We start from the raw sequence: 13,676 nt of genomic DNA on the forward strand, positions 1-13,676 counted from the left end.
GATGTACCGAATTTTTAAAGAGAAAATTCAATACATTGCTCGGACCTTATTCCTGTTACTCTTCTTCTAGCTTTTCAGTTTCTTCCAAGCCTATTTTAATCAATGTTCTGATCGCTTCACTCGTGGTTTTAATGCGGTTGTTAAATTTGTAGGCTTCAATCTCTTCGACCATATCAACAGGAAACATCACCATTAAATGGGTGGTTCTATTCTTGATAGCCATTTAGTCACCTCAATTTTAAGTATGAGCTATAACACGAGTGATAGCAAGATTTTCGAACTATCTGACAGTAAACTGGATTTTCATATAAGGTTCTTAAAAAATTCTTCATAGTTTCAATGAACACCGCAAATTAAGGAAATCCCCAAAAAGTTGTAGTTCATCCCCTCGACGAAGACCACAAACCCACGAAATCCTAGAAAAGTTGTAGTTCATCCCCTCGATGAAGACAGCAAACTCGTGAAATCCTCGAAAAATTGTAGTTCATCCCACCGATGAAGAACACAAACCCACGAAATCCCCGAAAAGTTGTTGCTTATTCCTCAAATGCACGCTGAACTTTTCAAAATCTCTTCTAAAAGCTATCTCATGGCTAGTAAACAAATTCTCTCAATAACTAGCATCACAAAAATCAAAAAAATATGAATATTACCTTGCTTTTTATTCCAATATGCAATATATTGGATATATGAAAACGCATACATCAATTCAGGCGATTAATCGCAGAACATTAAGTGATCAAGTTTACTATTCATTGAGAACGGCCATCATTAGTTTAGAGTTGGAGCCTGGTCAAAAGATTCGTGATATGGATTTGGCAGAGCAATTTAATGTGAGCCGAACTCCGATTCGGGAAGCTTTAAAGCGACTTGAAAATGAGGGGTTAATCATTACGAAACCAGGATCGGTTACTCAAGTTTCAGCAATTAATATCGAGGAGGTGAAACAAGCGTTTGTTGTTGTTGCGTCGTTACATGGTTTAGCTGCTCGACTGGCAGCCTCACATCTAACAACAAATGAATTTGATTTACTAGAAACTTATAATGATGAACTCATCGCAAGTATTGATAGAAAAAATGTATTTGAGGCGCTTCAAGCGGACGATTATTTTCATGGTGTGTTTATAAAAGCATCGAAAAACATGGAAATCGCTAAAGTCTTAGAAAGCTTAATGCCTAAACTACGTCGATTGGAATTTAAAAAATTTGATTCGAAACAAGCTACGAATTCTGTCTCAGAACATAAAAAAATCATCACAGCATGCAAAGAGAAGGATATTCAACTCGTCTCAAGGTTAGTGGAGGAGAATTGGCTTAGTTTAAGTGACCAACTGATTTAAACTTTTATAAGGGAGGATTTTTGATTGGTTAAAGTAAACGAAAAAGTCGAAGTGCATGATGTCGAAGTATTAAAATGGGCGCGTGAACTTATTGAATCTAGCCCATCTTATCACGTCGCTGGAAATGAAGTGGTTCATTCTGTTGATAAAAATGAAATATGGCGTGGTGAAGAGTGCTTAAATCTTTTAGCACCTGAAGCCCCTACAAGTTCAATTGTGCGAAAACTTTTATCCTCAGAGGTTGGAATTCGAGCAGCTGAAGGTCATATTGGTCCGAAGCAACGTTGGTTTGCAGGGACAAAATATATTGATGAAATTGAAGCTCTATGTATGGAATTATTAAAAAAGGCGTTCAGAGTCAATTATGCAGACCACCGTCTAATCGCTAGTATGATCGGAAATATGGCTGTATATGCCACTATGACCGAACCTGGTGATCCGATTATGTCGATGAATCAGCCATTTGGTGGGCATTCGAGTAACCGTTTAGATGGGCCGGCTGGGATTCGAGGATTGGACATCCATAATATACCTATGGATCCTTTCGAACTAGGCGTTGATTTAACTGAATTTGAAAAAGTGGCACGCGAGGTCAAACCGAAACTAGTAACCCTCGGTGCTTCTATGACCCTATTTCCATTTCCTGTGAAAGAAATGCACGACATCATTTCCGAATGGGATGGAAAAATATTCTTCGATGGTGCTCACCAACTTGGCCTCATCGGAGCCGGAATGTTCCAAGATCCATTAAAAGAAGGAGCGAGCGTGCTTACTGGATCAGCTGGTAAAACATTTAGCGGACCGCAAAGTGGCATTATCTTGTGGGATGAGGCAGAAATTACAGAACCACTGACAGATACCATTTTTCCGGCACTAGCTGCTACACATCAGGTCAATCGTGTCGCAGCATTAGCTGTTTCAGCAGCTGAATTCCTGGCATATGGAAAAGAATACATGGGGCAAATTGTTTCGAATGCAAAAGCGCTAGGCAAAGCACTAAATGATCGAGGTGTTACTGTATTAGGTGCACATAAAGATTACACCGAAACCCATCAGGTAATCGTTGATGTGAGTGAGTATGGTGGCGGTTACGACGTGGCACAAAGATTAGCCGAAGCCAATATTATTACAAATAAAAACCTTATTCCAAAAGATCGCCCTGAAGATTGGGATGAACCGAGCGGGTTAAGAATTGGCACAACTGAAATGACGAGATATGGCATGAAGGAACAAGAAATGGAGTATACGGCGGACTTAATTGTCTCACTCCTTGAGAAAAAGGAAAATGCAGAACAGGTGAAGGAAAAAGTCGTGGCATTCCGTCGTTCATTTAATAAAATACATTATTGTTTTGAAGATTGATTTTAAAAATCCATAAAAAGAGTGATGTCAAGAATATGATGGCATCACTCTTTTCTTGCGGGAAATCTTTGAACTAGTCATTAACCGATTTATTCTTTGCCTCGCCAGCTTTGTCTTTAAGGCTTCCTTTGGCCTGATCATATTTACCTTCCATCTTTTTAGAAAAGTCATCAGTTGCCTCTCCGTACTTTTCTTTTGCTTTTCCTTTTGCTTTATCGACTGCACCTTCGAATTTATCTTTATAACCATCATTCATTATATTTCTACCTCCTTTTAGAAAACATTCCCTCTCTCGAAAACGATTAAACTTGTGAGATAATCATGAGAATTTAGTTCTTAATCGAAAAATAAAACATATATATATATGTGGGATTTAAAATTCAACAAAGGAGCGGTGACAAGATGGATGATGAGAAAAAAGATAAAAGGCACGGTTGGCAGAATGAAAAAGATGAACAGCTGGAAAAAGATCGTGCCAAAAATACTGGGCCGGGAAAGAAGCTAACGGATGACGCGGGTTTTAAAATTTCAAATGATCGGTGGAGTTTACGAGCAGGTAAGCGTGGTCCTACGTTATTTCAAGATTTTCATTTTTACCGAAAACAATCTCATTTTAGTCGCGAGCGAATACCTGAAAAAGTTGTGCATGCGCGTGGGGATGGGGCTTATGGGGAATTTGAATTATATAAATCGATGAGTCATGTGACAAGAGCACATTTTCTTCAAAAACCAGGAACTAAGACCCCGGTGTTTGTTCGCTTTTCCAATTTTATTGGAAGTAAGGGGTCGAAAGATACAGCTATTGATATCCGCGGTTTTGCAACAAAGTTTTACACACAAGAGGGCAACTATGATATGCTAGCACTCTCCTTTGCCGTATTTGCTGTGATGGATGCTATGAAATTTGCAGATTTTGTTCACGCCGTTAAACCAAACCCTCGAACCGGAGTCCCTCAAGCCACTGTCGCTCACGATAATGCCTGGGATTATGTCGCTAATAATCAGGAAATTGCGCATTTTATCATGTGGTTGATGTCCGATCGTGGCCGTCCTAGAAGTTGGCGAATGATGGAAGGTTGGCCGGTCAATACATTCCGATTTATCAATGAACAAGGAAAATCAACTTATGTCAGGTTTGTTTGGAAGCCTCTACTTGGTGTTCATTCATTGCTATTAGATGAAGCAAATATCATCGGTGGAGTTGACCCTGATTACCACCGAAGAGATTTACACGAAGCGATAAAAAGCGGTGCTTATCCTGAATATGAACTGGGCGTACAGCTTATTGCTGAAGGTGATGAGCATAAATATGATTTTGATATTTTGGATGATACAAAGTTATGGCCAGAAGAAGAAGTCCCCGTTGAAACTATCGGTAAAATGACTCTAAATCGTCTCGTCGATAATCATTTCGCGGAAGAAGAACAGTCCTCATTTGACCCAGCAACCGTTGTCCCGGGAATTGACTTCACCAATGACCCTGTCTTGCAAGGTAGGTCATTTGCTTACCGAGACACAGATTATCATCGTCTTGGTACCGGAAATATTAATCATATTCCAGTCAATCAGCCTATCTCAGAAACAAATTTAAATCAGAGGGACGGTTACGTCAGGCACCGAATTGATGTTGATTCTGTAGACTATCATGAAAATTCATTAGCCGGAAATACCCCAGCAGAAACCCCTCCTGAAGAAGGTGGGTATGCCCATTATCCAGAAAAAGTGGAAGGACGAAAAACGAGGGAACGTCCGGGTGAATCTTTCTATGATTTCTTTTCACAAGCGAGAATGTTTTGGAATAGTATGTCGCCTGTTGAGAAACAACACATCGTGGAAACCTTCACCTTTCACCTAGGATATGTCAAAAGTAAATCAGTAAGACAGCAAGTTGTTGACATGTTTGTCAATGTTGACAAAGGAATGGCCTGCGCTATAGCAGAAAATATTGGTGTCAACCCACCAACAGGATCGAATGTACCAGTTGAAAAAAGTTCTCCAACCCTCAGTTTAGCGAATACCGTTTATTACGCCTATACACAAAAGCTTGCTGTGTTAATTGGTAATGGTTTTAATGGAAATGAAGTCCGAAATGTTCTTGATTACTTACATGAATGTGGCGTTTTTATCGACATTGTCAGTGAAAAACTCGGCACCGTTACAGGAGATGACGGCACGAAGATTAATGTAGATGACATATTTACTTCTTCAAATCCTGTCTTGTATGACTCAATTTATGTTGTTGGAGGTCGTTCTGATAATGAGGCGAAATTTGAGCAGGATATTACTCATTATATCAGAGAAACATATCGACACTTTAAACCGATTGGCGTAGCAACTAGCGCGGAATCCTTTTTCAACCCGTCAGATATGAATGCCTTACCTGGCGTTGTATTTGCAACAAACAACTCAAATTTCAATGAAGAGTTTGTCACTGCCATTGCCAAGCAGCGATTTTGGGATAGGAAATAGGCTGGCGTCCACTCACCGGAATTGTTGCTGGATTCAATCTCAGTGAGATGAACTCCATCACTACGAAAACTATGCTCTATTAAAAATGATTCATTCTACTATTTTGTTTGTCCAATCAATTACCTCTTACCTTCAATACATTATTAGTGAGGTTGTGTTGACCTCAAATTATCAGGGGAGGTAAGATTATATGTCTCATGACCATGTTCGTGGTGAGCAGGACAATAAGAATTTGAAAATGGTGTGTAAATGTTATGAAGTTGATGTAGCAGCAGAAGAAGACGAACGTGATGATCATTGTGGTTGTAAAAAATGCAAACCGAAAAGAAAACACCATCACCACCATAGAAATCGGCGTCGAGGATATAGGCGTAGAAACAATCATAGAAGATAGTTAAACTTTAAAAACGGCAAGCCTCTTTAATGAGGCTATGCCGTTTAATTATGACATATAAGAGTCGAATCCATTATTAAAAATGCATTGAATCTCTTTGTGAAGATTGGTTCATACTAACACTGTAATATGGAGGTGTTAGTATGCAATTGCCAAAAGTGTCGAACGTGTTTTGGTATGCTGTTGTTATTTGCGCAGCCATTGTGTTATGGGGAGTTATTTTTCCCGAGCAATTAAATGATACAACTACAGCTATAACAACTTTTATTTATGATAAATTTGGTTGGTACTACATGTTTGTGATCATGGGGATGATTATTTTATGCTTGTTCCTTATGTTTTCCCGTTTGGGCAAGCTAAAGCTGGGGCAGAAAGACGATCAACCGGAATTTAGCTATCCTGCATGGTTTGCTATGTTATTTAGTGCGGGAATGGGAATTGGTTTAATGTTCTTTACTACGGCTGAGACGATTTCCCATGCGTTTATTAGTACGCCAAACGCTGAACCTGGGACAAAACAAGCAATTATTGAATCCCTTCAATATACATCTTTTCATTGGGGTTTTCATGGCTGGGGTCTTTATGCAATTGTCGGACTCATTCTTGCTTATTTTAATTTTCGTGTGGGTATGCCTGGGTTAATCAGCGCCACACTAGAACCTCTTTTTGGTAAAAAAATTATGCGTGGGCCAGTAGGTGTGATTGTTGATACTCTCGCCATTTTTGCGACGGTGGTCGGTGTGTCTTCTACGCTTGGACTTGGGTCCGCACAAATTAATAGTGGCCTAAACTTTCTCTTTAACGCACCGAAAACATTTTGGTTTCAGCTGCTCATCTTAGGCATTGCCACGGTACTATTTATCGCTTCCGCCTGGTCTGGACTTGGACGGGGCATTAAATATTTGAGTACCATCAATTTATGGATTGCGACAGCTCTTGTTGTTACTCTATTTCTTGTCGGACCATCAATGTACATTTTAAACATGTTCACAACAACAATAGGAAAATATGCGGGGAATTTCATTGAAATGAGTTTTGAGTTAAAACCAGTTGACGCCGACAAAAGGCAATGGATTAATGATTGGACGATTTTTTATTGGGCTTGGTGGATTTCCTGGGCTCCTTTTGTTGGAATGTTCATAGCGCGGGTTTCTAAAGGTCGAACAATTCGGGAATTTGTTGCCGGTGTGTTGCTTGCTCCAACGATTGTGACCATGCTTTTTTTCAGTGTCTTTGGAACGTCGGCGTTAAATCTGGAGCAAAACGGTATTGCCAAAATATCAGAATTGGCTACAGATACAGCGACGTTTGGGATGTTTGAACATTATCCACTCGGTTCAATATTATCTTTCGTGACCGTCATCGTGATTGCTATCTTTTTTATCACGTCCGCCGACTCAGCGACATTTGTGCTTGGAATGTTTAGTACATCCGGAAGTCTTTTACCTGAGAACTCGGTCAAAATTGTGTGGGGACTGCTTCTATCGTCAATGGCTGCCATACTTATGTACTCAGGTGGTCTCGATGGTATTCAAAATATGCTCATCATCGCGGCACTCCCGTTCTCCGTTATTATCATTATGATGGCTATTTCATTTTTAAAAACGGCAAAGAAAGAAACAGAAGTTAAAAGAAGTAATCGCCCTTAAAAGTGAGCGATTACTTCTTCTGAATTTTTATGGATTCGTTGTCCATAAACCAGCTGTTTTTACAAATACACGCTTATTTAATTTCAGTTGAGCGACCATGAGTTCAGCCATATCTTCTGGTTGAAGAACGTTTTTTTCATCTCCTGTAACAAGTCCTTGCTGAATGGCGAGGTCTGTCACAACAGTACTTGGCGTTAGGGCAGTCACGCGGATATCGTGTTTGCGAGCTTCCATGGCAAGTGATTCCGTTAAGCCGAGTACGCCAGCTTTTGAAGCACTATAAGCACTTGTGACCGGCCCACCTTTTTCTCCGGCAGTTGAGGAAATGTTAATTATATCACCTGATTTTTGCTCCATCATTTTAGGTAGAACAGCACGTGTCACATAATACATACCGAGTAAATTAACTTGGATGATTTTTTCCCATTCTTCCACGTCTAATTCCAAGAAGCCGCCGAATTTTGCAATCCCAGCATTATTAATTAAAATATCGACCGATCCGAGTTCATTTATTAACTCATCAACAGCGGAAGTGACTTGGTCATTAGAGCTGACATCTGCGGTTGCAATGGCAACTTGCACACCACTATCGTTTACCTCATCTGCTACTTTTTTCAGATCTTCTTCAGTTCGTGCGAGAAGGCCAAGTGAAACGCCTTCTTTTGCAAGAGCAAGTGCCGTTGCACGTCCGATTCCTTTTCCAGCGCCGGTAATGATCGCCTTTTTTCCTGTTAAAGAAATTGACATATGTCAAACATCCCTTCTATATGTTGTCTTCTATTTTTAACATATTCCACCTTAGCATATACGTCTTGCTAAGTTAATCCTTTTCCATTAATCTGTTATCATAAAAGAAAATAGAGCTTAATATAATGGGGAGATTTAAAATGAATAAAATCATGATTATAGAAGATGACCCAAAAATCGCGACTTATTTAGAGTCTTATATTGAAAAATACAATTATGATGTGCTTGTAATAGACGAATTTGACAAAATTATGGATTCATTTCAAACATATAAACCAGACCTTGTTTTGCTAGACATTAATTTACCTTATTATGATGGGTTTTACTGGTGTCGTCAAATTCGCAATGAATCTATTTGTCCTGTTATTTTTATTTCCGCTCGAACAGGAGATATGGATCAAGTGATGGCGATTGAAAATGGTGGAGATGACTATATTACGAAACCATTTTCACCTGATATCGTTATCGCCAAAATCCGAAGCCAATTACGGCGTGCCTACGGGGAATATGCTGGAAGCCAGCAAGAAAGGGTACTTGAATTACATCATTTAAAACTATTTCCTGAACGTCACGAATTACATTTTGGCGAAACGCTTGTGTTACTGACCAAAAATGAAACGAATATTTTAGAACTTCTGCTTGAGCGGCATCCTCGAGTCGCTGGACGCGAAGATTTACTGGAAAAATTATGGGATGATCAATCATTTGTAGATGAAAATACACTTAACGTCAACATGACGAGAGTGCGAAAAAAACTTCAAGATTTAGGCATTACAAATGCTGTTGAAACTGTACGTGGTTCAGGCTACCGCCTTAATGTGACGTGGAAAGAAACACAGTCATGAAATTATTTTTAAAAGAGCATACTCTCCTTATTATCATACAAGTTATACAGTTATCTTTAATAAGTCTTATTCTTTTTTTAAGTGGTTTTCGTGATTATTCTAATTTAATGTATGCCGTCCTTATTAGCTTTTTCTTATTGTTTTGTTACCTCGCTTTTCATTATTACCAGAGACGGCATGTTTACCAAAAACTGTCCAAACGGGCGACGGATTTAGAACAGTTGCTAGAAAAAACGGACGACGTGCCAATTGGTCAAGCGTTTGATTACATTATGAAAACACAATATCAATTACTTATGGAGCAATTAAAAACGGCAGAAGATGACCAAACCAATCACCTAAAATTCATTGATCGTTGGGTCCATCAAATGAAAACACCCCTTTCGGTCATTGAGCTAACAGCGCAAGAATTGGACGAGCCCGAATCGTCGAATATTAGGGAAGAGACCGAGCGGATAAAAAATGGTTTAAATACGGTCTTGTACATGGCAAGAATGCGCACGATTCAAGATGACTTTCAGATTAAACCAGTTGAACTGGAAAAAATTATACATGACGTCAATCAGGATAATAAACGGTTTTACATCCGCAATGACGTCTATCCTCATATCACGATTAAAGCAAAAAATGTGAAAGTAGAAACAGATGAAAAATGGCTCTTTTTTATATTGGATCAACTTTTGCATAATGCAGTCAAATACACGGCTGGTCGGAGCAAACGAATCAATCTTGTTGTTTATAAAAGGGCTGGCGCCGCCGTTTTAGAAATAACTGATTACGGTGTGGGTATTCCAAAACATGATAAAAAGCGAATTTTCCAAGCCTTTTACACAGGAGACAATGGACGGAAATTCCGCGAGTCGACAGGCATGGGTCTTTACCTTGCCAAAGAAGTAACCGATTATCTTGGGCATCGTATTGAGGTGGAGTCTACAGTTGACGTTGGGACAACCTTTAGAATTTGTTTCACTAAGACACAGACGATTGGGTGAAAGTCTCGGATTAGTTGTGAGGTTTAATTTCATGCTGCTGATCTCCCAGTGTTTTCCACTACAAGCGCGTACCGACCTAAGGGAACGGCGGTTTTCTTCAATCTAACAATGTACATCGGTGGGACGAGTAGTTACACACAGTATCAAGCCCCGGTTGACTAATTCATTGTCTCTCACAGCTCGTCACGATATGAAATTCATAAAAACCGCGGTTATACATCGTGAGACACCTCGTTACGGTGCAAAAACGGAGAAATCTGGATTTATACATCATGAGGTGCTTTGTCACGATGCGAAAACGAAGAAATCTGGATTTATACATTATGAGGCGCTTTGTCACGATGTGAAAACGAAGAAATCTGGATTTATACATCATGAGGCGCTTTGTCACGATGCGAAAACGAAGAAATCTGGATTTATACATCATGAGGCGCTTTGTCACGATGCGAAAACGAAGAAATCTGGATTTATATATCATGAGGCGCTTTGTCACGATGCGAAAACGAGGAAATCTGCATTTATACATCATGAGGCGCTTTCTCACGATGCGAAAAGGAAGAAATCTGGATTTATACATCATGAGGCGCTTTCTCACGATGCGAAAACGAAGAAATCTGGATTTATACATCATGAGGCGCTTTGTCACGATGCGAAAACGAGGAAATCTGCATTTATACATCATGAGGCGCTTTCTCACGATGCGAAAAGGAAGAAATCTGGATTTATACATCATGAGGCGCTTTGTCACGATGCAAAAACGGAGAAATCTGCATTTATACATCATGAGGCACCTTGCCCCGATGCGAAAACGAGGAAATATAACAGACATAGACGCTTTTCCGCTAGGGTTTTGTTTAAAAATCCAATAAATCTCCCCCACCTTACAAAGATGTAATCTTATTGAAAGGATTATCGATTCTCGAATAGGTTAAAACTGTTTAATATAGAAGTATAAGATTTCATTTGAAGGGAGAATGTTTATGCTACAAGTAAAAAATGTGAGTAAAATATATGAAGGAAAAGTAGCTTATCGAGCATTAACAGATATTAATTTAGAAGTTGAAAAAGGTGAGTTTGTCGGTGTTATGGGCCCATCAGGTAGCGGTAAAACAACATTGTTGAACTTGATCGCAACCATTGATGAACCAACAACAGGAACCGTATCAATCGAAGGGAACAATCCATATCAACTAAGCCGTAATGACTTGGCAAAATTTCGTCGTCGTTCTCTTGGCTTTGTTTTCCAAGACTTTAATCTGCTTAATACATTAACTGTGAAGGAAAATATCGTCCTACCGTTGACCCTAGACGGGAAACGCGTTAAGGAAATGGAGGAAAAGGCTGAAGCAATTGCTGAAACACTAGGCATTTCGTCAATTATGAATAAGCGCACCTACGAAATATCAGGTGGTCAAGCTCAGCGTGCAGCGATTGCTCGGGCGATGATTCATAAGCCTAAATTATTACTGGCTGACGAACCAACCGGTAATCTTGATTCCAAAGCATCTAAAGACGTCATGGAAATGCTTGTTACTTTAAACCAACAAGAAAAAGCAACGATGCTACTTGTCACCCATGATCCACAAGCGGCAAGTTACTGTGATCGAATCATTTTCATTCGTGACGGGAAATTTTATTCCGAAATTCATCAAGGAGACAATCGTAAAGCCTTTTTCCAGAAAATCATTGATACACTCTCCTTTTTAGGGGGGGATGACCATGACTTTTCGTCAGTTCGTGATTAAAAACGTCATTCGTAATAAACGGTTATATGTAGCTTATTTCTTAAGCAGTATGTTTACGGTTATGGTATTTTTTACATTTGCGATGTTCGCCTTCCATCCTGCTTTTGGTGATGGTGACATAAATTCAAAAGCTTTATTCGGTATGAGTGTTGCAGGTGGAATCATTTATGTGTTTTCTTTCTTCTTTGTCTTATATTCCATGGGATCCTTCTTGCAATCACGTAAAAAAGAATTCGGCTTACTCATGATGCAAGGCATGTCAATGCGACAGATTCGTTTCATGGTATTTTTAGAAAACATGTTTATTGGTGTATTTGCGACTGTTATCGGGATTGGGATTGGAACATTGTTTGCTAAATTCATTCTTATGATTGCTGAGAATGTTCTTGTTATAGATGAAACTTTATACTTTTATTTCCCACTCTGGGCTATAGTTGTGACTTTTGTATCCTTTATATTATTGTTCTTGGTCATTTCATTTTTTGTGACGTTTATTCTTCGTTCCAAAAAGTTAGTGTCGTTGATAAAAGCGGATCAACAACCTAAGACCGAACCAAAAGCTTCAATTATTTTAACAATTATTGCAGCGCTCCTCTTAGCAGCGGGATATATTACTGCGATACTCGTCAAAGGAGCTATGGTTGTCGTCGTGATGGTTCCCGTCATTATTGTTGTTACTATCGGAACGTACTTCTTATTTACCCAACTAAGTGTGTATATGATTAATTTCTTGAAGAAACGCAAACGATTGTTTTGGAAAAAAACAAATATGATTTTACTATCCGATTTATCTTTCCGAATGAAAGATAATGCACGAACCTTTTTCATGGTAGCAATTATTTCCACCGTCGCCTTCAGTGCGATAGGAACACTATTTGGTTTCCAAACTTATTTGACAGGCGGAATGAAAGAGGCTAATCCATATACGTTTACCTATTCTGAATATAGTGACCAAACTAATGATGATCAGATGAAGCAAGATATTGAAACGGTAAATCAATTACTTGAACAAAGAAAGATTAAAACGAAGCAAGCAACCATTGAAATGCAATATTTTACGACAGGAAAAGATGAACAAACGTTTATTGCTAGCGAATCAATGTATAATGATTTTGCAAACCTGTTGGGGAAAAAGACTATTCATCTTGAAAGGAACGAAATGATCGGTGTCGAGCATAGCTCAGCCATTATGGGAGGCTATGCAGATGATGAATTCATTGATCAACCTGTTCAGCTTGAAAATGGTGAGGAACTTAAACTAAAAGAAGTTATTGACGGTGTTGTTTTACCTGAATTGTTTGCTCATTATGTTGTTTCTGATGAGGCGTATGAACAACTTCCTGACCCTGTACGATCAGAAAGTTATACAGCTTGGAAAGCGGCACAAGGTCAAGATGATGCCATTATCGAGGTTAGTGAAATGTTAATGGATGAATTAAATGAATCACCACCATTCAATTTTCAAGCGAACGATTATACGGTTTATACAATTAACAAAGTATATGGCCCAATATTGTTTATCGGTCTATTTATCGGAATTGTTTTCTTTGTCTCAGCCGGAAGCTTCTTGTACTTTAGACTATTTACAGATCTTGATGAAGACAAAGCTAAATTCACAGCCATTGCCAAAATGGGACTCACAGATAAAGAGCTTAAAAAAGTCATTACACGTCAAACGGCAATTTTATTTTTCGCCCCAATTGTTGTGGCATTAGTTCACGGTGCAGTTGCATTGACGGCACTATCCCATTTCTTTGATTATAATTTAGTTAAAGAATCGAGTATGGTACTTGGAGGTTTCTTTGTTATTCAAGTCGTTTACTTCCTGATTGTGCGGTTTGTTTATATTAAACAAGTTAAAAATGCTATCTAAATAAAAAAGGTGACCAAATGCCATTGGTCACCTTTTTTAGACTTTTTAATTATGTGTTTTCAACGACTAGAAGTTCTTTAAGTTATTTTTAGCAGAGCTCTCATGATGTGAAAATTTTTTACGTATATCTTGAAACCGCGACCTCCTTCACGACTTAAAACTGTAAATTAAAATTTTACATATCATAGTCTTATGTTATGATGCTATCATTGAATATTTTTTGAAAAACGACATGATATATGCTAGTTTAGTTGTTCAAT

General features: G+C 38.8%; 13 protein-coding genes. 10 read left to right on the forward strand and 3 right to left on the reverse strand.

Translation table 11 applies throughout. The annotated features are described in order from the left end of the window. Positions 1-55: 55 nt before the first annotated feature. Positions 56-223: a hypothetical protein gene (locus KQI49_RS13795; protein WP_216489784.1), complete on the reverse strand. Its 168-nt coding sequence runs from the start codon at positions 221-223 to the stop codon at positions 56-58. 466 nt (positions 224-689) lie between these two features. Between KQI49_RS13795 and KQI49_RS13800 the strand changes: the two genes are divergently transcribed. Continuing rightward, positions 690-1,340, forward strand: coding sequence for a GntR family transcriptional regulator (locus KQI49_RS13800; RefSeq protein WP_253286839.1), 651 nt, complete (start codon positions 690-692; stop codon positions 1,338-1,340). A 24-nt stretch (positions 1,341-1,364) separates the two neighbouring features. Further along, a complete protein-coding gene (locus tag KQI49_RS13805) occupies positions 1,365-2,702 on the forward strand; it encodes a serine hydroxymethyltransferase (RefSeq protein ID WP_216489786.1) in 1,338 nt (445 codons plus the stop codon). A 73-nt stretch (positions 2,703-2,775) separates the two neighbouring features. On the opposite strand, the gene KQI49_RS13810 is transcribed toward KQI49_RS13805, so the two are convergent. Beyond that, positions 2,776-2,958, reverse strand: coding sequence for a CsbD family protein (locus KQI49_RS13810; RefSeq protein ID WP_216489787.1), 183 nt, complete (start codon positions 2,956-2,958; stop codon positions 2,776-2,778). 146 nt (positions 2,959-3,104) lie between these two features. Between KQI49_RS13810 and KQI49_RS13815 the strand changes: the two genes are divergently transcribed. The 3 genes from KQI49_RS13815 to KQI49_RS13825 all read left to right on the forward strand — a co-directional run bounded on the left by KQI49_RS13815 (position 3,105) and on the right by KQI49_RS13825 (position 7,214). Next, a complete protein-coding gene (locus KQI49_RS13815) occupies positions 3,105-5,171 on the forward strand; it encodes a catalase (protein WP_216489789.1) in 2,067 nt (688 codons plus the stop codon). A 190-nt stretch (positions 5,172-5,361) separates the two neighbouring features. Further along, entirely contained in the window at positions 5,362-5,565 is a 204-nt protein-coding gene (locus KQI49_RS13820) for a hypothetical protein (RefSeq protein WP_216489791.1), read from the forward strand. 149 nt (positions 5,566-5,714) lie between these two features. Beyond that, positions 5,715-7,214 carry a BCCT family transporter gene (locus KQI49_RS13825; protein ID WP_305852336.1) on the forward strand — a complete coding sequence of 500 codons (1,500 nt, stop codon included), beginning with the start codon at positions 5,715-5,717 and terminating at the stop codon, positions 7,212-7,214. 27 nt (positions 7,215-7,241) lie between these two features. Here KQI49_RS13825 and KQI49_RS13830 read toward each other — a convergent pair whose 3' ends face one another. Then, positions 7,242-7,961, reverse strand: a complete 720-nt coding sequence (locus KQI49_RS13830; RefSeq protein ID WP_216489795.1) for a 3-ketoacyl-ACP reductase — start codon at positions 7,959-7,961, stop codon at positions 7,242-7,244. Between the two features lie 140 nt (positions 7,962-8,101). Between KQI49_RS13830 and KQI49_RS13835 the strand changes: the two genes are divergently transcribed. From KQI49_RS13835 to KQI49_RS13855, 5 genes are all read left to right on the forward strand, one after another. After that, the gene (locus KQI49_RS13835) at positions 8,102-8,806 is read left to right on the forward strand and encodes a response regulator transcription factor (RefSeq protein ID WP_216489797.1); all 705 of its coding nucleotides are present in this window, start codon (positions 8,102-8,104) and stop codon (positions 8,804-8,806) included. Continuing rightward, a complete protein-coding gene (locus tag KQI49_RS13840) occupies positions 8,803-9,798 on the forward strand; it encodes a sensor histidine kinase (RefSeq protein WP_216489799.1) in 996 nt (331 codons plus the stop codon). The genes KQI49_RS13835 and KQI49_RS13840 overlap by 4 nt, the downstream gene beginning before the upstream one ends. 190 nt (positions 9,799-9,988) lie before the next feature. Beyond that, the gene (locus KQI49_RS13845) at positions 9,989-10,693 is read left to right on the forward strand and encodes a hypothetical protein (RefSeq protein ID WP_216489801.1); all 705 of its coding nucleotides are present in this window, start codon (positions 9,989-9,991) and stop codon (positions 10,691-10,693) included. Between the two features lie 85 nt (positions 10,694-10,778). Continuing rightward, positions 10,779-11,543 (forward strand): ABC transporter ATP-binding protein, encoded by a 765-nt coding sequence (locus tag KQI49_RS13850; RefSeq protein WP_305852334.1) that lies wholly within the window; start codon positions 10,779-10,781, stop codon positions 11,541-11,543. Beyond that, a complete protein-coding gene (locus KQI49_RS13855; RefSeq protein ID WP_216489805.1) occupies positions 11,518-13,416 on the forward strand; it encodes an ABC transporter permease in 1,899 nt (632 codons plus the stop codon). Before KQI49_RS13850 ends, KQI49_RS13855 begins: the two co-directional genes overlap by 26 nt. Positions 13,417-13,676 lie beyond the last annotated feature (260 nt).

Source organism: Virgibacillus sp. MSJ-26, from assembly GCF_018918075.1.
Classification (GTDB): Bacteria; Bacillota; Bacilli; order Bacillales; family Amphibacillaceae; genus MSJ-26.